The organism is uncultured Nonlabens sp., from assembly GCF_947495285.1.
Classification (GTDB): domain Bacteria; phylum Bacteroidota; class Bacteroidia; order Flavobacteriales; family Flavobacteriaceae; genus Nonlabens.
Genome location: NZ_CANLXZ010000011.1, coordinates 54,200 through 76,603 on the forward strand (window position 1 = coordinate 54,200; position 22,404 = coordinate 76,603).

The 22,404-nt window shown below is 34.2% G+C and carries 24 protein-coding genes; 19 read left to right on the plus strand and 5 right to left on the minus strand.

Translation table 11 applies throughout. The annotated features are described in order from the left end of the window. Positions 1 to 1,356, plus strand: a complete 1,356-nt coding sequence (locus tag Q0838_RS06335; protein WP_298952507.1) for an HlyD family efflux transporter periplasmic adaptor subunit — start codon at positions 1 to 3, stop codon at positions 1,354 to 1,356. After that, positions 1,343 to 2,806 carry a TolC family protein gene (locus Q0838_RS06340; protein ID WP_298952510.1) on the plus strand — a complete coding sequence of 488 codons (1,464 nt, stop codon included), beginning with the start codon at positions 1,343 to 1,345 and terminating at the stop codon, positions 2,804 to 2,806. Before Q0838_RS06335 ends, Q0838_RS06340 begins: the two co-directional genes overlap by 14 nt. A gap of 16 nt (positions 2,807 to 2,822) precedes the next feature. Here Q0838_RS06340 and rluF read toward each other — a convergent pair whose 3' ends face one another. Next, positions 2,823 to 3,578 (minus strand): 23S rRNA pseudouridine(2604) synthase RluF, encoded by a 756-nt coding sequence (gene rluF / locus Q0838_RS06345; protein WP_298952512.1) that lies wholly within the window; start codon positions 3,576 to 3,578, stop codon positions 2,823 to 2,825. Between the two features lie 103 nt (positions 3,579 to 3,681). On the opposite strand from rluF, the gene Q0838_RS06350 reads away from it, so the two are divergent. Together Q0838_RS06350 and Q0838_RS06355 are read left to right on the plus strand one after the other, a co-directional pair. Beyond that, positions 3,682 to 4,218 carry a hypothetical protein gene (locus Q0838_RS06350; protein WP_298952513.1) on the plus strand — a complete coding sequence of 179 codons (537 nt, stop codon included), beginning with the start codon at positions 3,682 to 3,684 and terminating at the stop codon, positions 4,216 to 4,218. A 117-nt stretch (positions 4,219 to 4,335) separates the two neighbouring features. Then, positions 4,336 to 4,701: a hypothetical protein gene (locus tag Q0838_RS06355; protein WP_298952516.1), complete on the plus strand. Its 366-nt coding sequence runs from the start codon at positions 4,336 to 4,338 to the stop codon at positions 4,699 to 4,701. A gap of 137 nt (positions 4,702 to 4,838) precedes the next feature. On the opposite strand, the gene Q0838_RS06360 is transcribed toward Q0838_RS06355, so the two are convergent. From Q0838_RS06360 to Q0838_RS06370, 3 genes are all read right to left on the minus strand, one after another. Further along, positions 4,839 to 5,297: a hypothetical protein gene (locus tag Q0838_RS06360; RefSeq protein ID WP_298952518.1), complete on the minus strand. Its 459-nt coding sequence runs from the start codon at positions 5,295 to 5,297 to the stop codon at positions 4,839 to 4,841. 20 nt (positions 5,298 to 5,317) lie between these two features. Beyond that, positions 5,318 to 5,785 carry a transcription elongation factor gene (locus tag Q0838_RS06365; RefSeq protein ID WP_298952520.1) on the minus strand — a complete coding sequence of 156 codons (468 nt, stop codon included), beginning with the start codon at positions 5,783 to 5,785 and terminating at the stop codon, positions 5,318 to 5,320. Positions 5,786 to 5,857: 72 nt separating this feature from the next. Continuing rightward, positions 5,858 to 6,838: a fasciclin domain-containing protein gene (locus Q0838_RS06370; RefSeq protein ID WP_298952522.1), complete on the minus strand. Its 981-nt coding sequence runs from the start codon at positions 6,836 to 6,838 to the stop codon at positions 5,858 to 5,860. Positions 6,839 to 7,004: 166 nt separating this feature from the next. On the opposite strand from Q0838_RS06370, the gene mnmA reads away from it, so the two are divergent. From mnmA to Q0838_RS06430, 12 genes are all read left to right on the plus strand, one after another. Beyond that, positions 7,005 to 8,201, plus strand: a complete 1,197-nt coding sequence (mnmA, locus tag Q0838_RS06375) for a tRNA 2-thiouridine(34) synthase MnmA (RefSeq protein WP_298952524.1) — start codon at positions 7,005 to 7,007, stop codon at positions 8,199 to 8,201. 41 nt (positions 8,202 to 8,242) lie between these two features. Then, positions 8,243 to 9,823, plus strand: coding sequence for a S8 family serine peptidase (locus Q0838_RS06380; protein WP_298952526.1), 1,581 nt, complete (start codon positions 8,243 to 8,245; stop codon positions 9,821 to 9,823). A 325-nt stretch (positions 9,824 to 10,148) separates the two neighbouring features. Continuing rightward, positions 10,149 to 11,105: a nitronate monooxygenase gene (locus Q0838_RS06385; protein ID WP_298952527.1), complete on the plus strand. Its 957-nt coding sequence runs from the start codon at positions 10,149 to 10,151 to the stop codon at positions 11,103 to 11,105. Further along, positions 11,098 to 11,733, plus strand: a complete 636-nt coding sequence (locus Q0838_RS06390; protein WP_298952529.1) for a hemolysin III family protein — start codon at positions 11,098 to 11,100, stop codon at positions 11,731 to 11,733. Before Q0838_RS06385 ends, Q0838_RS06390 begins: the two co-directional genes overlap by 8 nt. Before the next feature lie 184 nt (positions 11,734 to 11,917). Beyond that, entirely contained in the window at positions 11,918 to 12,334 is a 417-nt protein-coding gene (locus tag Q0838_RS06395) for a response regulator (protein WP_298952531.1), read from the plus strand. After that, positions 12,334 to 12,876: a heme NO-binding domain-containing protein gene (locus tag Q0838_RS06400; protein ID WP_298952533.1), complete on the plus strand. Its 543-nt coding sequence runs from the start codon at positions 12,334 to 12,336 to the stop codon at positions 12,874 to 12,876. Before Q0838_RS06395 ends, Q0838_RS06400 begins: the two co-directional genes overlap by 1 nt. Beyond that, on the plus strand, positions 12,869 to 14,080 hold the full coding sequence (locus Q0838_RS06405) for an ATP-binding protein (protein ID WP_298952534.1): 1,212 nt from the start codon (positions 12,869 to 12,871) through the stop codon (positions 14,078 to 14,080). The genes Q0838_RS06400 and Q0838_RS06405 overlap by 8 nt, the downstream gene beginning before the upstream one ends. A 4-nt stretch (positions 14,081 to 14,084) precedes the next feature. Continuing rightward, positions 14,085 to 15,215: an FIST N-terminal domain-containing protein gene (locus tag Q0838_RS06410; protein WP_298952535.1), complete on the plus strand. Its 1,131-nt coding sequence runs from the start codon at positions 14,085 to 14,087 to the stop codon at positions 15,213 to 15,215. Beyond that, positions 15,216 to 16,262 carry an ATP-binding protein gene (locus tag Q0838_RS06415; protein ID WP_298952536.1) on the plus strand — a complete coding sequence of 349 codons (1,047 nt, stop codon included), beginning with the start codon at positions 15,216 to 15,218 and terminating at the stop codon, positions 16,260 to 16,262. A gap of 4 nt (positions 16,263 to 16,266) precedes the next feature. Further along, the gene (locus tag Q0838_RS06420) at positions 16,267 to 16,584 is read left to right on the plus strand and encodes an Hpt domain-containing protein (protein ID WP_298952537.1); all 318 of its coding nucleotides are present in this window, start codon (positions 16,267 to 16,269) and stop codon (positions 16,582 to 16,584) included. A gap of 36 nt (positions 16,585 to 16,620) precedes the next feature. Continuing rightward, entirely contained in the window at positions 16,621 to 17,337 is a 717-nt protein-coding gene (locus tag Q0838_RS06425) for a LytTR family DNA-binding domain-containing protein (RefSeq protein WP_298952538.1), read from the plus strand. Positions 17,338 to 17,766: 429 nt separating this feature from the next. Then, entirely contained in the window at positions 17,767 to 17,985 is a 219-nt protein-coding gene (locus tag Q0838_RS06430) for a hypothetical protein (RefSeq protein WP_298952540.1), read from the plus strand. A gap of 226 nt (positions 17,986 to 18,211) precedes the next feature. Here Q0838_RS06430 and Q0838_RS06435 read toward each other — a convergent pair whose 3' ends face one another. Further along, positions 18,212 to 20,233: a tetratricopeptide repeat protein gene (locus tag Q0838_RS06435; RefSeq protein WP_298952542.1), complete on the minus strand. Its 2,022-nt coding sequence runs from the start codon at positions 20,231 to 20,233 to the stop codon at positions 18,212 to 18,214. Positions 20,234 to 20,579: 346 nt separating this feature from the next. On the opposite strand from Q0838_RS06435, the gene Q0838_RS06440 reads away from it, so the two are divergent. The 3 genes from Q0838_RS06440 (at position 20,580) to Q0838_RS06450 (ending at position 22,398) form a co-directional block, all read left to right on the plus strand. Then, entirely contained in the window at positions 20,580 to 20,720 is a 141-nt protein-coding gene (locus Q0838_RS06440; RefSeq protein WP_298952543.1) for a hypothetical protein, read from the plus strand. A 4-nt stretch (positions 20,721 to 20,724) separates the two neighbouring features. Next, complete coding sequence (locus tag Q0838_RS06445) at positions 20,725 to 21,975, plus strand: sugar isomerase (RefSeq protein WP_298952545.1); 1,251 nt, start codon at positions 20,725 to 20,727, stop codon at positions 21,973 to 21,975. 123 nt (positions 21,976 to 22,098) lie between these two features. After that, positions 22,099 to 22,398: a hypothetical protein gene (locus tag Q0838_RS06450; protein WP_298952547.1), complete on the plus strand. Its 300-nt coding sequence runs from the start codon at positions 22,099 to 22,101 to the stop codon at positions 22,396 to 22,398. Positions 22,399 to 22,404: the final 6 nt, after the last annotated feature.

Here is a 22,404-nt window from a genome sequence, read left to right on the forward strand (position 1 = left end):
ATGCTTAATATTTCTAAAAATAAACTTTCTGAACAGTTAGACCTGAACAATTTTAAGTCTGGTAGAAGAGTATTGAAGCGCAAGCATTATAAATTCTTCAATAGGTTTCTAGGTGGTTTTGCCATATTTGCCATCATTTTAATGTTTTTCCCTTGGACTCAAAACGTGAGTAGCAACGGTTACATAACCACGTTAACACCAGATCAAAGACCATTAACGCTGCAGTCTCCTATCGCAGGTCGTATCGTAGAATGGTATGTAAAAGAAGGTGATAGAGTTATAAAAGGTGATACTATCTTGAAAATAAGCGAGGTAAAAAGTGAATACTTTGACCCTAATCTGGTAGACCGTACGGGACAACAAATAGACGCAAAATCTGCCAGTGTAGAATCCTATCGATTTAAAATAGCCGCTCTAGATAATCAGATAGCTGCTATACGTAGAGAACGCGAGTTAAAACTAGATCAGGCAAAAAATAAATTGATCCAGTCACGACTTAAAATTATACAAGACAGTACTGATTTAGAAGCGGTTAAAAACGACGAGAAAATTGCACAAACACAATTAATACGTACCGAGACTCTAGAAAAAGAAGGTTTTAAATCTCAAGCAGACGTAGAAGAGAAAAACCTGAAAGCTAGAACCACCACTTCTAAAACCATATCGCAGCAACAAAAATTATTGCAAAGTAGAAATGCATTAATTAATGCAGAGATAGAGCTTAACCGTATAAGGCAAGAATATGCAGAGAAGATAGCAAAGGCAAGAAGTGACCAGTTTACTGCACAATCGAGTCAGTTAGATGTAGAAGCACAAGTTAGTAAACTAGAGACAGATCGTACTAATTATCAAATAAGAAACGACCTGTATTTTGTAACAGCACCACAAGATGGTTTTATAAATAAAGCAATAAAAGGTGGTATAGGAGAGACCTTTAAAGATGGAGAGGCGCTTATCAACATCATGCCTACTAATTATGACCTAGCTGTAGAGACATTTATATCACCTATAGACCTGCCACTTATGCACGTAGGAGAAGAGGTGCGTGTACAATTTGATGGCTGGCCAGCGATCATTTTTTCAGGATGGCCCAACGTTTCTTATGGTACTTATGGTGCAAGAGTTGTTGCTGTAGAGACTTTCATAAGCGATAATGGAAAATATCGTGTACTACTTGCTCCAGACCAGCAGGACCATGAATGGCCAGAAGCACTACGTCCAGGCTCTGGAGCGCGTACCATTGCCTTATTAGAAGACGTACCTATCTGGTATGAAATGTGGCGTAAACTCAACGGTTTTCCACCTAATTATTATACACCTCAAACTACTAAAAAAGATCAGAATGGGAAGAAATAAATCATTCTCTGTTTGCTTTACGATAGTGTTATTATTGGTTTCTTTAAGTGTGATGGCGGTTCCGCTTTCGCAAAAGCGAGACCTACAACAACCTCCAGAAACTATAACTCTAGATACTACCATAATGAGTCTTAGAGAGTTTTTAGGCTACGTAAAAAAGCATCATCCAGTAGTGAAACAGGCAAATCTTTTAATAGACGAAGGTCAGGCGCAACTATTAAAAGCTCGTGGTGGTTTTGACCCTAAAATAGAGGTAGATTATAATCGTAAAGATTTTAAGGGTACTGAATATTATGACGAGTTGAGCGGTGCTTTTAAAATTCCTACATGGTACGGTGTAGAATTTAAAGCAGGTGCAGAGCGTAATGAAGGTGAGTTTCTTGATCCATCACTTACTGTTCCAGAAGATGGGCTTTACAGCGCTGGTGTTAGCGTGCAATTAGGTCAGGGATTATGGATCAATGAGCGTATGGCTACCTTGAGAAAAGCTAAACTATTTAAACAGCAAACTCAAGCAGAAAAGAATTTACTTGTTAACGCTGTTATTTATGATGCAACACAAGTTTATTTTAAATGGTGGCAAGCCTCACAAGAAATAGATTTATTTAAAGGTATTTTAAAAAATGCACAAACTAGATTAAGAGGTATAAAACGAAGTGTTGAAACTGGAGATAAGGCCGTTATAGATTCTGTAGAAGCGCGTATTGCGGTTAAAAAAAGACTCTTAGGTTATGAGCAAGCAAAGATAGATTTCTTAAAGAATAGCCTAGAATTATCAAATTACCTATGGATAGATGACATACCAGTAGAATTGCAAGAAAATGTTTTTCCAGAAGAAGAGCTTATCTCTCAAATAGATGCTGCACTAGAAATTATGGGACAGTCTCTAGATCTTTTTACCATCGATAATCATCCTAAAATTCTAGCATTAAATCTTAAAATGAACCAGTTAGAGGTAGATAAAAAACTCAAAGCAAATAAGCTATTGCCTAAAATTGAAGCAAAATATGATGTTTTATCCCCAGATTGGAACAACGCAAATTCTTATAAGTTGAGTGACTATAAAGCTGGTGTGAAATTTTCTATTCCTTTATTTTTAAGGAAAGAACGAGGTGATTTAAAACTAGCTCAAATTAAATTGCAGGATGCACAATATGATATACTGTCTTCTAGTCTAGCAATAGATAATAAAATAAAAGGTATATTCAGTGAGATAGATTCTTATGTCTTACAAAATGAAATCACTCAAGAGATAGAACAAGACTCTAGACTCATGCTCACCGCAGAGGAGCGTAAATTTGAATTAGGAGATAGTTCTCTATTTTTAATTAACTCTAGAGAAACTAAATTAATAGAGGCCAGTCTTAAAAAACTAGAAGTAGGCATGAAATTATTGGGCTCAAAAGCTCGATTATTTAATAGCCTGGCTATAGTGCCAGAGAATTTATAACTAGCTGGTTAACCGGCTAGTTGTTTTTTTGAGCTTTATATTTATGGTATTCTTTAGAACTCTCACTAGTTAGTTCATTAAGTTTATTTAACTCTTCTTTAGTCAGGTCTCTGTAAGTACCATGCGCCACATCTAGAGGTATGTTCATGATACGTACACGTTTTAATTTAGTCACGCGATAGTCTAGATATTCACACATGCGACGTATCTGTCTATTAAGTCCCTGTGTTAGAATTATTTTAAAAGTCTTGCGACCTATTTGTTCTACTTCACATTCCTTAGTAACCGTGTCTAGAATAGGGATTCCTGAAGCCATTTTTCTAATAAAATCCTCATTAATCGTGCGGTCTACGGTAACTATGTATTCCTTACCGTGGTTGTTACGAGAGCGTAATATTTTATTCACTATGTCGCCATCGTTAGTAAGTAAAATTAATCCTTCACTCATTTTATCTAGTCTACCTATAGGAAAAATACGAGTAGGATAGTTTATAAAATCTATAATATTGTCTTTTTCTACACGTGTGTCTGTAGTACACACTATTCCTACAGGCTTGTTAAAAGCAATGTAAACAGGCTTTTCTTTCTTTTTAGAAATAGATTCACCATCTACAGCAACCGCATCGTTAGGTAATACTTTAGTTCCCATTTCTGGTACTTTACCATTGATAGTCACACGTTCTTGCTCGATTAACTTATCTGCAGCACGACGAGAGCAAAAACCTTGCTCACTTAGGTATTTATTAATACGTATTCCTGTAGTTTCTGACATGTTGCAAAGGTAGGATTTTGTTCTATCATTTTACATTCTTCTTTTTATACTTTAAGGATCAATATGGATAAATTCTTAGTCACTAACTTATAGTTGTAACAATATGAGTATAGCAGCTACTTATAATAAAAAAGCTACCTTAATGGAGACTAATCAAAAGAATCAACAACAATTTGCGCAACACTCTGCCTCACAACAGAGCCAGCAGCGTTATTATAATTACATGCCTACAGATAATTTAAACACATTTGCCACATTGCATCTAGTAAAAGGTATTTTAACCATACTGTTTTCATTATTCTTTTTATTATACATGATTATAGGTACGGTAATGACATTTGCACCTATGAATGAAGATGTAGATATGCCTATTCACCCAGGTAATATCTTTGTCATTATAGGAGGTATAGGGTTTTTAATCACAGTAACTATTGGGGTTTTAACCTTGCTAGCTAGCAAGTACATAAAAGAAAGACGTAATTACAACTTCATTTTTGCAATAGCTGTTATCAACTGTATTACCGGTGTTCTAGGTATTGTCTTAGGAATATTTACTATTTTAGATTTAAATAAACCTCATGTTCAGGCCCAGTTTCAACCTGGTTATGATCCATTAAATCCATTAGAGAACATGCAGTAATATTTGTGTTTCGCTTTCGCGAAAGCGGAATCTACATCCACCTCAATTAATTACCTATTTCTTTAATCAATTTGAGAGATGATAACAGTACCTTTGCAATTAGAAATTAAATAGATAATGACCTTAGAACAATTCCTTACAGACATCTTATTCAAAGACCTAGACCATAAAGTCACTGAAGATGGCGTGCACCTTTTTCCATCAGAATCCTTTAGAGAGGTGATAGAAAGAAGTATGAAAAATGGTGTAGGAATGTACAAAGTTCTGGTTTGGAAAAAAGATGAAGTAGAGCAAGTTCTTACTCACGATCAGTTTCTAAAAAAAGCAACCGATTTAAGATGGGCAAAGACCGCTTATTTTCAGTTTGCTAGAGAAGATGCTGATTATCAATTCAGTGGAGTGTTTAAAGTGTCAGAAAAATTATTGCAACGTGCTGCTTTATTTGTTCCTAAAGTAAAGAAGAAAGACGAAGAGGAAGAATAATTTTTTTCAATTATACGAATTTAAGGAAGCTGTCTCATTTATTGGAGGCAGTTTTTTTTGTTTTATACTTTGATGAATCGATGTTTATTTATATATAAATATTTGATAATCAGATGTATGAATGGTAGTTTTAAAGACTATTTGATAATATCTCTCATTATTTTAATATGATGGTGGGTATGTATCCCCATAAATTTAATAGTATCTTCCAGGTTTAACCATCTAAAAAGCGGATGCTTAAAAGTCTTATTACTAGGTAAAGTATTAAGGTCCTTTATAGCCTTTTCAGCTTTATCGAGTTCTATTAATAGTTCTTCATTAGTCTTTATATTTAATGGTAAAGTTTGTTGAGGCGCACGGCCTTTACCCCTAGGTATGTAACCGGTTTTCATTATTATGAATTTGGTAAAAGAAAATATAGGTTGATAATCTCTAGGGTTAGAGTGTTCTAATACCTCGCATATGGAGTTTAATATCTGTAAAGTATGATCTATGTGCCAGTAAGTTCCTTTTTTAGAGATCTTATTATTTACAAGGTCTCCTTTATGAATATAGGATTTGATTTCAGTTAATTGTTGATATAATTGATCTGACATAATAGAGAGATAAGTTATAATTAAAACACGTTAAGTATCATTACTTCCCGATTCTGAAAAATAATAGTATCGCCCTTTTTTTTACTTTTTAAAGCCTGTCCTATAGGAGAAGATAGAGATACTGCAAAGCAATCCATACCATTAACCACTAGTTTTCCCATACCTGCGGCTATATAAAAATAACCAGAAGGTAGTACAACAAGTGCTCCAGGTTCTATAAAGGAGCATTCTTTATCAGGATCTATGCGCAGTAGTTGGTCTAGGATAATAGATGTTTCGGCACGTTGCCTTTTATAGAGTTCTTCTTCATTTTGAATCATAGCTCTTCCTGTCTCATACTTATCACCTGCGCTACTTTTAGTTTCATTGCGCTTTGCATCCATTAAAGAATCTAGATTTTTTTTTATGATGGTTAATCGTTGACCTACAGTTTCTAGACAGTAAGTGTTGATAGCTTTTTTAAATTCAGGAAAATCGATAGTATTCATATAAAAGTAAATATAGAATAAAAAAAAAGTCTCGTGGCAAGACGAGACTTTTAAAATAGGAATAATGGACGATTAATTACTGCGTATAAATAAATCAATACTATGTACAACACCATTAATAGCGGTAATGTCTGTAGTAGAAACATTTGCCGTGTTCATTGTGGCGTCTGTGATAACCGCGCCAGCACTTATTACATCTACGGTAAAAGATGTGCTAGGTCTTAGGGTGTTTACTATTAAACCTGTACTAAGGTCTCCAGAACGTAAACGGTCATTACCTACTACGTGGTATAATAAATCTTCGGTTATGTCTGTCTCACTCGTTATGTCTGCAATAGAATCAAACTCGTCTGTAGCGTCTAAATCTACTAGTGCCTGAAAAGCAGCGTCGTTAGGGGCAAAAATAGTATAAGGATCCATTAAAGTACCATCTGTATTAGAAAGGTCGGTTTCTAATCCATTTATTTGTAAAGCTGCCGTCAGTTCACTGAATTCTGGATTTGCAGCAATTAAAGAAAAAACAGTTGGTAACTCTATTACAGCGTTAACTATGTGTACGACCCCATTATCAGCATCGCTATCGGCCTCTATAATAGTTACATTACCGTTTAAAAGGATAGAAGTGCCTGTTTCAATAAATAAATCTAGAGACTCTATCTCGTCATCTTTACCTAGTGTTTTTATATAATCGGTAGTCATTACATCTGTAGTTACCTCGGTCGTTAACGTGTGGTATTGAAGTATATCTCTTAAGTCTGCCACAGGAATATCATCTATACTAGCGATACCGTTTGCAGTCAAGTAATTTGTAAAAGCAGTGTTATTAGGAGCAAATAAAGTAAAAGTGGCAGAAGAGTTAAAGGTAGTATTTAAACCTGTTCTTATAAGTGCAGCGTTTAACATGCTTAGATCTGCATTGTTTTCTGTCTGATTGAGTATCGAGTTGACACCAGGTATTACATTACCATTATCATCTGCATCTTCACAAGCGGTAAATAATATAGCTACCGTAGCAAAAATAGCTAAGGTGTATTTCTTAAAAGTATTCATCATTTTCAATATTCTTTTTCAGCTTGCAAAATAACAAAATCAAAGCATTTATATTACTAGTTGTAAGTTGAAACTCTCGTTATTTTTAATAAATAAAATACTTGTAGCGATAAGAAAAATCTAACATTTTAAGAACTCTTATAGTTGACTCTTATTGTATTTTTGCATCATGGCAAAAGTAGTAGTAGGACTTTCTGGTGGTGTAGACTCAAGTGTAGCGGCACATTTATTAAAAGAACAAGGTCATGAGGTGATAGGTCTCTTTATGAAAAACTGGCACGATGACACCGTTACTATAAGTGATGAGTGCCCATGGTTAGAAGATTCTAACGACGCAATGCTGGTTGCAGATAAGCTAGGTATCCCTTTTCAGACTGTAGATTTAAGTGAGCAATATAAAGAGCGCATAGTAGATTACATGTTTGACGAGTATGCGAGTGGGCGCACCCCTAATCCAGACGTGTTGTGTAATCGCGAGATTAAGTTTGATGTATTTCTGGATATAGCACTAGAACTTGGGGCAGATTATGTTGCAACGGGACATTACTGCCAGAAAAAAACCACTATAGAAAATGGTAAAGAAGTACATCACTTAATAGGTGGAGCAGACGCTAATAAAGATCAAAGTTATTTTCTTTGTCAGGTGTCTCAAAAACAACTAGCCAAAACTCTTTTTCCAATAGGTCATCTTCAAAAACCAGAGGTAAGAGAAATTGCTGCTGCGCAAGACTTAATTACCGCAGGAAAAAAAGATTCTCAAGGATTGTGTTTTATAGGTAAAGTGAGATTACCAGATTTTTTACAACAGAAGTTGCAAGCAAAGACTGGTGACATCGTAGAAATAGATGCTCAAACCAGTCGTGATAAAATGCTAGAAGTGGATGCTACAATAGATTCTAGCGAGGTGGATGAACTGGTTACGCTTTCGCGAAAGCGTAAATATCAACCTACAGACGGGGAAAAAGTAGGAGTACATCAAGGAGCTCATTATTTTACTCGTGGACAGCGCAAAGGACTAGCCGTAGGAGGTACTCCAGAACCACTTTTTGTAATTGAGACAGATGTAAATACCAATACTATTTATGTAGGTCAGGGAAAACAGCACCCAGGTTTATACCGTCGTGGATTATTTGTAACAGCTGCAGAGACTCACTGGATAAGAGAAGATCTAGAAATAGCAGTAGGAGAGACTCTAGATGTTATGGCGCGTATAAGATACAGACAGACTTTAGAGCCAGCAACTTTGCACCGCACAGAAGAAGGTCTTTATGTTATTTTTAATAACGAGCAAAGTGCGATCTCTCCAGGCCAGTTTGTAGCATGGTATCAAGATAATGATTGTTTAGGATCTGGGGTAATAGCTTAGTATCACGCAAATTGTGATAGAATAAGTGTAAATTTACTTCTATGAAAAAAATAATATGTATTCTTTTTGCATTTATTTCTATTGCTACAAATGCACAAGATTTTCATGCATTAATTTATCTTGTAGATAAGCCTCATGTGGGGACGTCGTTAGCAAATCCACAGAGTATACTGTCTCAAAGATCTATAGAGCGTAAAATGAGACATAACATCGCGATAGATGACCGCGATGTGCCCATGAATCAAGCATATGTTACACAACTAAAAAGCCAGCCAGGTATAAGTTATAAAGCGCAGTCTAAGTGGTTTAACTGTGTACATGTGGTAGGTACTACGACAGCTATCGATGCGCTTGCTAGTTTGCCTTTTGTTTCTAGTATAGATTATACAGACCCTACAAAAAGTGCGTCTGTAAGCAATCGTGATAAATTTGCAAACATGGTTACCACACCACTGGTTTATGGTACAGCAAGAAATCAGATAGAAATGATAGGTCTAGATGATTTACACAATACAGGAAACACCGGTGCAGGAATGTTAATAGCAGTAACGGACTCTGGTTTTCCTAACGTAGACATAAATACCGGTTTTACACACTTGCGCGATAATGATGGTATTAAAGGAACTTGGGATTTTGTACAACGAGATAATTCTATTTATGAAGATAATTTTCATGGCTCTAGAGTACTGAGTGTCATGGCAGGAAATGATCCTAATAATTTTGAAGGTACCGCACCAGACGCCGGTTATTACTTATTCCGTACAGAAGAAGGAGCGCAAGAAACACCGGCAGAAATGTCCTACTGGGTGCAGGCTGCAGAGCGTGCAGATTCTCTAGGAGTAGACGTTATTAATGTTTCTTTGGGCTATTTAGGCTTTGATAACACGGCAGCAAGTCTCGATTATCAAGACATGAATGGTGTCATATCTTTTATCTCTCAAGGGACTAATGTTGCCTTTGAAAAAGGGATGATAGTAGTGACTAGTGCAGGGAATTCTGGTAACAGCACCACGCATCCTTACATTGCATCTCCTGCCGACGCGTTAGGAGCATTTGCCATAGGGTCGGTAACCGACACCAGAGCAAAATCTAGTTTTTCGAGCATAGGACCTACCGTAGATGGGCGCATACGTCCAGATATAGCAGCACAAGGTAGTGCGACAGCTAGTATAGATGAGTCTGGTAGTCTTGTAACCACTAGTGGTACATCCTTCAGTGCACCTTTGATAAGTGGTGCGATGGTATGTCTCATGCAAGCATTTCCTAATCTCACGCCACAACAAATTATAGATGCCGTGCGCGCTAGTAGCGACCAGTCCATGTTGCCAGATAATTTATTAGGTTATGGGATACCAGATTTTGGCGCAGCACAACAGACATTAAGTTCTGCTCCTTTTACTACACAAGATTTTAATTACTACGTGAAAGATAAAATTTTGTTTTTTAATACCGCTCAAGGCAAAAACGTAACTTCTTTCCAGCTCTTTAACTTACAAGGGCAACAAGTCATTAAAAAAGCGACAACACAAGATGGTTTTATAGATCTTAACCAAGTATCTAGTGGATTGTATCTTTTTACTATAAATGAAAGCGATGTTGCTTATAAGTTGATAGTTAGGTAATTGAAACTTTTTTATCTATTTACTTTTTATTAGATAAAGCACACAGGTATTTAGTTCTATGAATATCTAAAAAGATAATGGTCTAAAATTTGAATCACTATGATTTTTTTAAAATGGAGTATTTTTCATTTGTTTTATGACATGTGAAATATAGGTGGTAATTAGATGCAGGTTTTTTAAACCTTAGTTTAACCTGTCTCTTGGTTCATAAGGTTTACTGCTATTTATTTTAACATCTATAGATATGAGCCCACTCTTATTTAACCTTCATTAAGTGAATACTTCCTTAAATTTGCAGTAGTATTTAATTTAAGTAACAAACTCTATGTCTCAAAACGCAATTACTAAGCTTTTTAAAATTAAATACCCTATTATTCAAGGTGGTATGATATGGGCAAGTGGTCATCAACTAGTTACTGCTGTAAGTAATGCTGGTGGTCTAGGGTTAATAGGTGCTGGTTCTATGTATCCTAATGTTTTGAGAGAACATATTCAAAAAACAAAAGAAGGAACAGATAAGCCCTTTGGTGTAAACGTTCCATTACTTTATACAGATCTAGAAGAAATACTAGAGATTATCATAGAAGAAAAAGTACCTATAGTTTTTACAAGTGCAGGAAACCCTAAAACCTACACAAAGCGTTTAAAAGCAGCAGGAATAACGGTGGTTCATGTAGTGAGTTCTGTAAAATTTGCTTTAAAATCTCAAGAAGCTGGTGTAGACGCAGTGGTTGCCGAAGGTTTTGAAGCTGGAGGACATAATGGTAGAGAAGAATCTACAACATTAACTCTTATACCTCAAGTAGCACAAGCTATTGATATCCCATTAATTGCTGCAGGTGGTATAGCTACAGGTCGTGCCATGCTAGCAGCCATGACACTAGGAGCAAATGCGGTACAGGTAGGTAGTAGATTTGTAGCAACCCATGAGGCGAGCAGTCATATCAATTTTAAAAAAGCAGTGATAGAAGCAGGAGAAGGAGCAACTCATTTGACCTTAAAAGAATTAGCACCAGTACGATTAATGCGTAATAAGTTCTGGAATGATGTTCAAGAACTTTATAAAAAAGCACCGTCTGTAGAAGATTTGAAAGAGCTTTTAGGTAGAGCGAGAGCAAAGAAAGGAATGTTTGAAGGTGATTTAATTGAAGGAGAGTTAGAGATAGGGCAAGTCGCTGCGCAAATAAACGATATCATTCCTGCAGCACAAGTGGTTGAGGATATGGTCACAGAATTTGAAGAAGCTAGAAAAAAAATATCTAATCTTTCATTAAATGTCTAGAGTTCAAACAGCAATAGAAGAAAAGTGGAATGTAATAACTCATGGTTTTGGTTTTCTTTTATTTATAGCGATTACCATAGGGTTATTTTATGAAGCTAACTGGCTTGTAGATTACATGCTGCCGGCTATTCTGGTTTACGTATTATCTCAATTGTTTTTATATTATTCTTCTACAGCTTATCACAAAGTAGCGCCTGGCAAATTAAAGTTTAAACTGAGAAAATTAGATCATATCTCTATTTATTGTTCTATAGCAGGTACCTATACACCAGTATGCCTAATTACTTTAGAACAATCTAGTGGCTGGTATATACTTGCCGCAGTTTGGGGAATTGCTGTATTTGGAATTATCTGGAAACTTTTTTTTACAGGTAAATTTGAAGCTTTTTCTAGCATCTTGTACTTAGTAATGGGGTGGATGATTGTTTTTGATTTACAAGCTCTTAACGATGTATTTACAGCTTTACAGATGAATCTTCTAATAGCCGGAGGTGTTTTCTTTACAGTAGGGATTATTTTTTACGCTTGGAATAAGCTTTACTTTAATCACGTAATCTGGCATGTTTTCGTTTTAGGCGGTAGTCTCAGTCATGCCGCCATGGTATGGAGTATAATACAAAGTAGCTAATCAGTGCTTTGAGTTTCTTTTTATAATTCCGCTTTCGCAAAAGCGAGACAAAAATAATTTATCGATAACTAGCCTCGTCGACACTTATCGGTCACTCGTCTATACTAAAATAGCATTTGATCTAACTTTATTCAAAAAATGAATAATTTATGATCATATTTGGCAATACTCTAAAATAGAACGGTTGGAAAATACAAAGCTTAAAATTCTTCTTATTGAAGATGATGCTATAGAAGTAATGAAATTAAAACGAGCAATAAAGAAACTAGAATTAGATCATGAACTTATAGAAGCAAAGAATGGAGAAGAAGCACTTCTTAAACTAAGAGATGATAAAGTGGTTCCAGATGTAATTTTTCTAGACCTTAATATGCCTAAGATAAATGGGCTGGAATTTTTAAAAATACTTAGAAAAGATGATGTTTTAAAATACATCCCTACAGTCATGTTAACTACTTCTAATAACCGTAAAGATGTTTTATCATGTTATGAAACAGGCGTTGCCGGCTATGTAATAAAACCTCTAAAATATGACGATTACGTAAAGAAAATTGAAGTAGCTTTACAGTACTGGAGTATGAATGAATTAATAAAAGCATAATGAAAGGAATAGTTTTTACAGAATTTTTAGAATTAGTAGAACATAAATTTGGTTTTGAAATGGTAGACACCATACTGACTAATGCACAGTTACCTTCAAATGGAGTGTACACTGCTGTAGGAACTTATAGTTTTTCAGAAATGTTGAGTCTGTTAACTAATTTAAATAAGGAGACTGGAGTGCCTATTAACGACTTACTTCTTGTTTATGGAGAACATTTTTTTGGTGTAGTAAAAAGAAGTTATCCTACATTTTTAGAGGAATATACAGACCCTATAGAAATGCTATCTTCTATAGAAAATCACATACACGTAGAGGTGCGCAAGATATATCCTGATGCAGAACTACCTACTTTTACTGTAGTAGAAAAAACTGAAAAAACGCTTGTAATGATTTATAGTTCTAGTAGGGCGATGTCATCATTCGGTAAAGGTCTTATGCATAAAACCTTAGAACATTTTAATGCCAAAGCAACCTTATTATTAGAGAATATAAAAGAAAATGGTACAGAAGTAAAATTCAGTATTGAAATTCATGAATGAAGATAAAGTCAACATGTATAAACGAGCTATTGCTCGTGAAAAAGCTGCTCGTCATGAAGCAGAGCGTATTCTAGAAGAAAAATCTAGAGAGCTTTATTTTAAATCTCAAGAACTAGAAGTTTCTAATAAAAAACTAGAAGAACTAGTACAGGAAAAAACTTCAGAGCTTAAAGGAGTTTTTGAAAATATAGTAGACGCTTATGTAGTAATGGACATACCTGGTAATGTTCTTAAAATGAATGACGCTGCAGTAAAACTATTAGGTTACACTGTTGATGATAAGATAAATTTATTAAATCTGGTAATTGCTGAAGAGCATGAAAGACTAGCAGCAGGATTTCAACAACTCTATAAAAATGGTTCTATAACAGATTTTAACATCAAAATATGCATAGCAAATGGCGCGATACGTCTTGTGCATGTTAATGCAAGTATGATCTATAATAGCGATAACAGGCCTATCGCAGCACAAGGAATCGTTAGAGATATAACAGAACTAAGAAGCCTAGAATTACAAAAACAGAGCCTTCTTAAAAAACTAGAAAAGAGTAACGACGAATTACAAGAGTATGCACATGTGGTATCTCATGATTTAAAATCTCCATTACGCAGTATAAATGCATTGATAAGTTGGATTAAAGATGATAATGAAGGAAAACTATCTCCAGACACCTTAACTAACTTTGATATGATAGAGGCTACTCTTGAAAAAATGGAACAACTTATATCAGATGTTTTAGAATACTCGAGTATAGTAGGAGATTCTAGTTCTCTTACAGATGTAGATTTAAACATAGTAATGGATGATATAATAACTTTACTACACTTTCCTGACCACATACATTGTACGGTTGTAAAACCACTTCCCAAGATTAAAGCAGATCGAGTTAAAATCCAGCAATTATTTCAAAACTTAATAAGTAATGCTGTTAATTATAGTGATAAAAATAAAGGTCTCATAGAAATAGACTTTGAAGAAAGTGATAAGGAATACACCTTTTCTGTAAAAGATAATGGAATAGGTATCGATAAAGAGTACCACCAAAAGATTTTCCAGATTTTTCATTCTCTCCATAAAAGACAAGAATCTACAGGTATAGGATTATCAATCGTAAAGAAAATTGTTGATCTATATAACGGGCGTATCTGGTTAGAAAGTACTTTAGGTAAAGGCACCACTTTCTTTTTTACCATAGAAAAATAAAATTATGAAAACACTACAGTTACAGAAGGCTAGCGGGAAGCAATGGGAATACCTGAGTGATAGAATAAATCTCAAAAACCCACTAGTTCTTATTATGGGAAATAGGTTTATGCTAGAGAATAAAGAACATTATAATGAATTAAGATCTTTATTTCCTGATGGACATTTAGTTTTCGGTTCTTCTTGTGGAGAGCTGGTAGGTAGTAAAGTAAATGATCAACACATAACGGTAACAGCCATAGAATTTGAACGCACAGTATTTGAGGTTCAAACTTATAATATACAAGAAAGTCATGGTGATAGTGAGATAGCAGGAAAGGAAGTAGTAAGTAAACTTAATCCAGAAGGACTTAAACACATATTTGTAATATCAGAAGGTAGTTCTGTAAATGGATCTGCGCTTACTAAAGGGATGCAAGAAACCTTACCCAAGGTTTTAATAACTGGTGGGCTTTGTGGTGACGACGCTCGTTTTGAAAAAACACTTGCTTCTTATAACGAGGCACCTAAAGAAGGAGAGATTATTGTGATAGGTTTTTATGGAGATAGTTTTGAGGTTTCTTTTTCTATTTATGGAGGCTGGACGCCATTCGGTCCAGAGAGACTGGTCACAAGGTCTGAAGGGAATGTACTCTATGAAATAGATGGAAAACCAGCACTAGATCTATATAAAACCTACCTAGGTGAGAAGGCAAAACATTTACCAGCCTCTGCACTTATATATCCATTAAACGTAAAAAGCGAAGAGAACGAACAGTCATTTGTCCGTACTATTCTCAATATAGACGAAGAAAAAAACGCCATGATTCTTGCAGGAGATGTGCCTATTAATTCTTCTGTACAGTTAATGATGACTAATATGGATAGTCTAGCCGCAGCGTCAGAAACTGCTGCCATAAGAGCCATGGAAGGAAGAAATGATTCTCCACAGTTAGCATTTCTAATAAGTTGTATAGGTCGCAAACTAGTTCTAGATCAAAGAATAGAAGAAGAAATAGAAGAAGTACGTGGTATAATAGGTGAAGATGTGGTAGTAAGTGGTATGTATTCTTATGGAGAAATAGCACCTTTTTATGGAGAACGTAGCTGTAAATTACACAACCAGACCATGACTATAACTTTAATAAGTGAATAAATGAATGCGCTGTTAAATAGACAAATACGTAAATACCTACCAGATGATGTCAAGGATAGGGAAGATGTTCAAGACTTTTTAAAATCTGTAGCAGCTTCTTATGAAAACCTAGATGACCAGTTTAAAATGACTCAAAGAGCTATGAAAATAAGTTCTGACGAGTTGTTTGAAGCTAATAAATCTCTTAGAGAAGAAACACGACAGCAGCGCAGTTTACTCTTAAGGTTACAGACTGTAATTAATACGGTACAACCAGAAGGTAGTGATGGTGATAAAGAAAATTATTCTATAAATGGTAGCAAAAACATAGCAGAATATATAAGCGAGCAGGCAGAACAGTTGATTAAAGTCAATAAAAATCAAGAGAAATTACTGGAAGAACTAGCACTTCAAAATCAAGAATTAAACGATTATGCACACATAGTATCACATGATCTTAAATCTCCATTAAGAAGTATAGAGGCACTAGTAAGCTGGCTTAAAGAAGAATATAGCTCTAATTTTACAGAAGAAGGTAGAGGCTATTGTGCGCTTATAGTAGCAAACGTTGAAAAAATGGACGCTCTTATTTCTGGTATTTTAGAATACTCTTCTATAGATAAAGATACTCGCGTAGAGCGCGATGTAGATCTGAGTTTTTTAGTAAAAGAAACAGTAGATTTAATGCATGTGCCAGACCGTATTAAGGTGAAGATACATCATTTACCTACTGTAAAAGGAGATCAAATTAAATTACAACAGGTATTTCAAAATCTTGTAGATAATGCCGTAAGTAATATGGATAAAGAAAATGGACGCATAGATATTATTTCCAGAGAATTAGATGCAAAATATCAGTTTGAAATTAAGGATAACGGTAAAGGAATAAATGCCGCATACTTTGATAAAATTTTTCAAATCTTTCAAAAGCTAGAAAATGATTCTAAAAGCACCGGTATAGGACTCTCCATCGTAAAGAAAATAATTAATTACTATGACGGTGAAATATGGCTGGATAGCGAGCTAGGAAAAGGGACGTCGTTTTTCTTCACATTACCTAAATCATAATAGTATGGAACAACCTAATTTAAGTTATATCAATGACCTTGCTGCAGGAGATGAGGTTTTTAAACATAAATTAATCACTGTGGTAAAGAATGAATTACCAGATGAAATAGAAATTTATCATAGTAATATGAATAGTTCCGCTTTCGCGAAAGCGGCACAAAACGTACATAAATTAAAACACAAACTAGGAATTTTAGGACTAGTCGCTGGGTACGAGACGGCTATTGCTTATGAAGAAGAATTGAAATTAGGAAAAAGCAGTCTTAAAACTGAATTTGAATCGATACTTGTTGCATGTAATCATTTTATAAATGATTTATAATATGTAAATTGCTCTATAACCTAAACCTAGAACCTTTTGAATTGTATAATAATTGATGACGAAGCGGCTGCGAGAACTATAGTAGCACACCTGTGCAGTCAGGTAGATAATCTGGATGTTATAGAAGAATTTCCTAATGCCATAAGTGCAATGAAGTTTCTTAATAGAAATGACATAGACCTTATATTTCTAGATCTTCATATGCCAGATTTTAGCGGTTTTGATTTTATAGAGACACTTAAAAATCCACCTAAAATTGTTCTTACAACATCTGATAAAAATTTTGCTATAGAAGCTTTTGGCTATGATTGTATTGTTGATTATTTATTAAAGCCTATTACTTTTACTCGTTTTTTAAAATCAGTTCAAAAAGCCCAAAAAGAGAAGGTTACACCACCTGTTGCACCAGCACCTATTCTAAAAGAAACCACCACGCTAGTAGAAAAAGAACTGTATGTAAATATAGATCGCAGGCTGGTTAAAATTCTTTTTGAAGATATTTATTTAATAGAAGCCAAAGGGGATTACATACTCATTAAAACAGAAAAGAAAAATTATACGGTTCATTCTACACTCAAGAAAATTGTAGAAAAATTACCAGATGCCTTATTCTTAAAGGTTCACAGATCTTATATTATTAATTTTAAGAAAATAATAGATATAGAAGATAATAGTGTACTTATCGCAAAAAATGTAATTCCTATAAGTAGGTCTAATAGACCAGAATTAATGCGCAGACTTAATTTGTTGTAAATAAAGTAAGTGTGATCTAGGGTTAAGTGTAACAGTCTTTTTATTTTATAAAATCTTTTTTTAGAATATAGCGATTTATAATAAGGAGTAACTGGTTTTTAAAACCATATCTTGTTTTTAATTTTTAATATCATAAACAAATATCTCAATATAGCTACCTATTGTAAACAACACAAAACCAAAGATCTTAACTAATAGAACAGCAACTCTAGCGATTCAATGAACCTCTTAAAAAAGCATGTGGTTAGGAGTTTTTATTGAAATTATTGAATGGTATTCTCGTTAATTTATGTAAAATGCGGCTTTAGATCATTTTAAGTGTAATACAAGAGTTTTAATACCTGATTTACTATTAAATCTAGAGTAATAATGATATGCTCTTTAATTATATGAACGCAAATGGTGTTGATTTGATAAGATGTTTTTGTTATGCACTGTTACATCATTATTTTCTACAATAGAAGTTTTAACTTAGAAAATCTATTACTGTTGGGTAATAACCTCATTAATGCACTAAGTGCATATAGTAATACGGCTCAAATGACAGCCTACTATTTAAAACTAGATGTAGATGATAAAGTTGATCAACTACCTGTTGGGAAACAAAAAGCACTTTCCATTAAAGATGATTTTAAAAAAAAAAAATAACGTTCTTCTCTTTAATGTTGATAAAATCAGCGCAGATTATATGGAACACGTAGAAAAGGACAAGGCAAATCGCACAACAGCATAGATAGACCGATTGTTTAATCAAATGGTAGCGACCAGTCTAGTATCACTGGCTGAGAAATAGAATCGCATAAAAATACCGTCATCTCACTTTTATAAAGTAAAATAGCGGTACTATTATAAAAGCACTAGATTATAATAGAGTCTAGAATTTAAACAACTTTCCTTTAGTAACTTGTAGTCTAATAGTACAACCTACCTCTGTAAATTCAAACCCTGTTGCTGTTGCACTAGCTATATTACTGTATTTTCCATATGCACCTGCTTGTAATCTAGGAGAGAAACTGTATATTAATTTTACCTCAGCTCTTAATAGAGTTGTAGCCTCGTCTTGTTCTACAAATTGATATCCACCAGCTACATTTGCTAGATATGTCCATTTACCACTGTTACCATTAAGATCTATAAAAGCCTCTGCAGCCTGATAGATACTAGGGCTAAAATATTGATTAGGAATCTGTTGCTTATAACTTAAATACTGATAGTTTAAACCAGCCTTAATCGCTGGCGCTTTAGTAAATGTGTAATAAAGAGAGGTAAATAATAAGTTTCTAGAATTACCATCAGTTTGCTGTGTGTGTGTTAAACCGGTGTACCAGCCTAGATTAAAAGTTGTACCCATATTATAATTAAGCATATAATTATTTAAGAATATCTTCTCGTCTATTAGAGCAGCATTAAAATTTTGTAACGTACGACTGTAGCCTATCTCTAGATTTTGTAGAGCAAATGGTCTCGTTTTTAAAAACAAGGAACCATTTACGTCTGTATAACTATTTACGTCTGCATTTGCTTCTGTAAAACCTAGTGTGCTTTCTACCCATGTGTTATTTTTGATTCTGTATTTAGTACCTAATGAGATATTTGTATTATTTGCCATATTACCCAGTGTCATATTTTCTGTAGTTCTATAAGAGTAATTAAAGCTAGCCGTAAAACGATCTGAAAAAGGAACCGTAGCATTTATACTTGCTCCATAAGCTTCATTATCACCATTATCTCTGGTGTATGCAACATTTGTGTTTACCGTAGGACTTAATGAATTATCAATTGCTGCTATTAAAGATTTAGCATCTTTTTGTTCTGGATAATATTCTAGAGTTTTTTGAGCATAGGCATATGCTTTCTTTAAATTTCCCTGACCACGGTATGCATTTGCAATTCCTAAATTACCACTGAAAGAGGTGCTGTCCTTTTCTAGAATAGTCCTATAATACGCTATACCTTTATTTATTTTTCCGGTATACATAGACATAGAAGCACTTAGAGCATTTATTCTATTACTAGAACCTAATAGGTTAGTTAACGAGTCTATAGCAAGGGCTGCATTTTTATATTTGCCATTCCATATAAGCGCTTGTATATAACGCTCTTGAGTGGTCATAATTTTAAGTGAGTCGGTATTTGCTAGTGTTGTAGCCTCTTTTGCAAACTGTAATGCTTTTTTATTCTTACTATCTAAGTGTGCAACTAGTGATAAGCCTACTAGTGCATTACTACGGTCTTCTATTTTATTGTAAATGTGGTTTGCTTTTTCAAAATTAGAAGTGGTAATGTAAACGTTTGCCAGCGCACCCATAGAGTCTGTATCGTTAGGAAAATCAACAAGGTTTTCTTCTAGTAAACTTATAGAAGTAGGGTAGTCCTGTGCGGTTAATGATTGAGACGCTTTACCTAGTCTCATATATTTTTTTGAAACTACTGCATTCTGGTTACCAGGTAAAATATCAAGAGCTTTATTTACATATAACAAAGCAGCGTTATATTCTTTTAGATTAGATAGTGTGTTTGCATATCCTAGTGTTGCAGGAAAACTAGTACTGTCTTTTTTAACAAGATCTTTATACATACATTTTGCCTCGTTAAAATCTTTATTCCATAATAAAGACTCGGCATAATTCAATAAAATCTCAAAATCAGTAGGGTAGGTTGCTTTAAGATCTGTAAAAAGTTCTTTTGCAGCTGTTGTGTGACCATTAAGACCTAGAGCACGACCATAGCATAATCTTGCTGTCTTATTAGTAGGGTAATCGTTAAGTACTTCTTTAAAAAAGGTTTGTGCTTCAGTATATTTACCAGTTTCTAAAAAGCCAAAACCAGCCTTCATATCCTGACCATAGCACAGTGTACTTATTAATAAAATTAAAAATAGACCCAGATTTTTCATAGTTCGATTATTTATACCTGCAAGTTATCACTACGTACCACAGTTTTAATCTGCGGTTACTTGCAACTGGTCTACATATTTTGTCGATTCAAAGACATTCCATTTCTACCTGCGACGGTTTATTACTAGCAACACTTAAAAAGAGAGTTTTTTAGATAGCTTATTACTGCTCTGTATAGTATGTGTTTGTTCCGCTTTCGCGAAAGCAGAACACCACTAACCTCTCAAATTCTTTTAAAGATCGATACTTACCATTCGTCTACAGCATTTTTCTACTGGTCGAATTTGAGCCTTTTACACACTATAGAGAGTGCATATTTGTATCATAATTTAAAACAACACAGTTATGCAACTTACACTTATAAAGAATGACAACGCAATGAGAATCGTACATAACGGTAGAGTGAGTTCAAAGAACTATCAATTAACCGTAGTACATAAAAAGGTAGATAAACCTGTTATACAATTAATCACTTCTACACTTTAAATCTATGCTAGCCATTACTCAACGTTTAAGAAACAATATTACTCAAGAGCAGCTTTTTATGCTCAGCGCATTTATAGTAAATGGCGGTAACTATCTTTATAACCTCATGTTAGGGCGTTATTTAGGACCCACTCAATTTGCAGATGCTGCTATTTTAATAACGCTACTGTTAGTACTATCATTTATAGCCATGACTTATCAATTAACGATGACTAAGGTGATGGTAGATTTTACTACAGAGCAAAAAAAGGGTATGATAGCAAAGATTTATAAATATGCGATAGGTACTGGGCTTTTTTTAGGGATGATAACGGTAGTATTTGCTAGTGGGCTTAAAAGTGTTTTTCAGACACAATCGTCAGGTATGTTTATCGCATTTGGTATGGCAATACCTTTATATTTTATAATGAGTGTAAATCGCGGTATTTTACAAGGTCAGAATAATTTCACTCTATTATCCATTTCTTATCAGGGAGAAATGCTTTGCAGGTTATTGCTTACATTTTCATTACTTCTACTAGTAGACTTACCATCAGAGTATGCTGTTTCTATAGCAATAGGCCTTTCTTTTATTGCAGGGCTTTTTCCTTTTAAGAAAAAATTTAATTATAATAGTCTGTCTGCCATAATTTCTAAGACAGAACAAAAAAGGATCTTATTGTTTTTTATTCTTACGGCCTGTTATGAGCTTACTCAAATAGTATGTAATAACAGTGATATATTATTAGTAAAACATTATTTTCTATCTTATGATGCTGGTTTATATGCATCACTAGCGCTAATAGGTAGAGTGGTCTACTTTGTTACATGGATGTTTGTTATGTTACTTCTTCCTAAGGTTCTTCAAAATCGTAAAGAAGGAAAAGATGCTATTCCTGTGCTTAAAAAGTATTTGGGATATATTACAGCACTTTCTCTAGCGATAGTAAGTTTTACTTTTATTTTTCCTACCACAGCTGTGTATTTGCTTTTTGGAGAAGAATACGTGAGTATAGCTCCTTTTTTAGGCTGGTATGCTCTGGCTACTTCATTCTTTGCATTGGCAAATATTTTTGCCTATTACTTCCTATCATTAGATCACTACATGCCTATAGTAATAACGGCCATTTTTGGAGCATTACAAGTAGGGACTATTATATTATTTCATGACAGCCTTTTACAGGTGGTGATGGACCAAGTATATGTTATGGCAGGATTACTTATAGCACAACTTTGCTATTTCTCAAAAGAACAACACAGAGCAAAAAAAGCGTAAACGATAGTAAATGATCACTCGTCTACACTTAATGTCGATCGATCGTTATTTCTTAAAATTAAGTATTCTATACTAGATATTTGTAGTGTAAACAAAAAGTAATAACATTTTAAAACAAAAATTATGGCGTTAGAAATTAAAAACATAGAAGGAGTAATTTGTTTAAAAGGAACAGTTTCTAGTTCTCATACTCCAGAGGTATTGAACTTTTTTAAATCATTATTAAGAATAGATAAAAGAGTAGTTGTAAATCTTTGTGGATTACAAGATGGTCAAGATTACTTTTTTAAAGAACTAAAATTCTTTAAAGAGAGTATAGATGAAGATCAAGAATTTATTTTTTATGGAGCAACTCAAAAAGAGGCTGTCCAATTATACAGCGAGATTAATAACCCAATTAATTTTTATAATGCAGCAGCTTAATTAACC

Bases quoted from the DNA above. Each gene is read 5' to 3' on its own strand.
- Q0838_RS06335 (WP_298952507.1), top strand. From the start codon at position 1: ATGCTTAATATTTCTAAAAATAAACTTTCTGAACAGTTAGACCTGAAC.
- Q0838_RS06340 (WP_298952510.1), top strand. From the start codon at position 1,343: ATGGGAAGAAATAAATCATTCTCTGTTTGCTTTACGATAGTGTTATTA.
- rluF (WP_298952512.1), bottom strand. From the start codon at position 3,578: ATGTCAGAAACTACAGGAATACGTATTAATAAATACCTAAGTGAGCAA.
- Q0838_RS06350 (WP_298952513.1), top strand. From the start codon at position 3,682: ATGAGTATAGCAGCTACTTATAATAAAAAAGCTACCTTAATGGAGACT.
- Q0838_RS06355 (WP_298952516.1), top strand. From the start codon at position 4,336: ATGACCTTAGAACAATTCCTTACAGACATCTTATTCAAAGACCTAGAC.
- Q0838_RS06360 (WP_298952518.1), bottom strand. From the start codon at position 5,297: ATGTCAGATCAATTATATCAACAATTAACTGAAATCAAATCCTATATT.
- Q0838_RS06365 (WP_298952520.1), bottom strand. From the start codon at position 5,785: ATGAATACTATCGATTTTCCTGAATTTAAAAAAGCTATCAACACTTAC.
- Q0838_RS06370 (WP_298952522.1), bottom strand. From the start codon at position 6,838: ATGATGAATACTTTTAAGAAATACACCTTAGCTATTTTTGCTACGGTA.
- mnmA (WP_298952524.1), top strand. From the start codon at position 7,005: ATGGCAAAAGTAGTAGTAGGACTTTCTGGTGGTGTAGACTCAAGTGTA.
- Q0838_RS06380 (WP_298952526.1), top strand. From the start codon at position 8,243: ATGAAAAAAATAATATGTATTCTTTTTGCATTTATTTCTATTGCTACA.
- Q0838_RS06385 (WP_298952527.1), top strand. From the start codon at position 10,149: ATGTCTCAAAACGCAATTACTAAGCTTTTTAAAATTAAATACCCTATT.
- Q0838_RS06390 (WP_298952529.1), top strand. From the start codon at position 11,098: ATGTCTAGAGTTCAAACAGCAATAGAAGAAAAGTGGAATGTAATAACT.
- Q0838_RS06400 (WP_298952533.1), top strand. From the start codon at position 12,334: ATGAAAGGAATAGTTTTTACAGAATTTTTAGAATTAGTAGAACATAAA.
- Q0838_RS06405 (WP_298952534.1), top strand. From the start codon at position 12,869: ATGAATGAAGATAAAGTCAACATGTATAAACGAGCTATTGCTCGTGAA.
- Q0838_RS06410 (WP_298952535.1), top strand. From the start codon at position 14,085: ATGAAAACACTACAGTTACAGAAGGCTAGCGGGAAGCAATGGGAATAC.
- Q0838_RS06415 (WP_298952536.1), top strand. From the start codon at position 15,216: ATGAATGCGCTGTTAAATAGACAAATACGTAAATACCTACCAGATGAT.
- Q0838_RS06420 (WP_298952537.1), top strand. From the start codon at position 16,267: ATGGAACAACCTAATTTAAGTTATATCAATGACCTTGCTGCAGGAGAT.
- Q0838_RS06430 (WP_298952540.1), top strand. From the start codon at position 17,767: ATGCACTGTTACATCATTATTTTCTACAATAGAAGTTTTAACTTAGAA.
- Q0838_RS06435 (WP_298952542.1), bottom strand. From the start codon at position 20,233: ATGAAAAATCTGGGTCTATTTTTAATTTTATTAATAAGTACACTGTGC.
- Q0838_RS06440 (WP_298952543.1), top strand. From the start codon at position 20,580: ATGCAACTTACACTTATAAAGAATGACAACGCAATGAGAATCGTACAT.
- Q0838_RS06445 (WP_298952545.1), top strand. From the start codon at position 20,725: ATGCTAGCCATTACTCAACGTTTAAGAAACAATATTACTCAAGAGCAG.
- Q0838_RS06450 (WP_298952547.1), top strand. From the start codon at position 22,099: ATGGCGTTAGAAATTAAAAACATAGAAGGAGTAATTTGTTTAAAAGGA.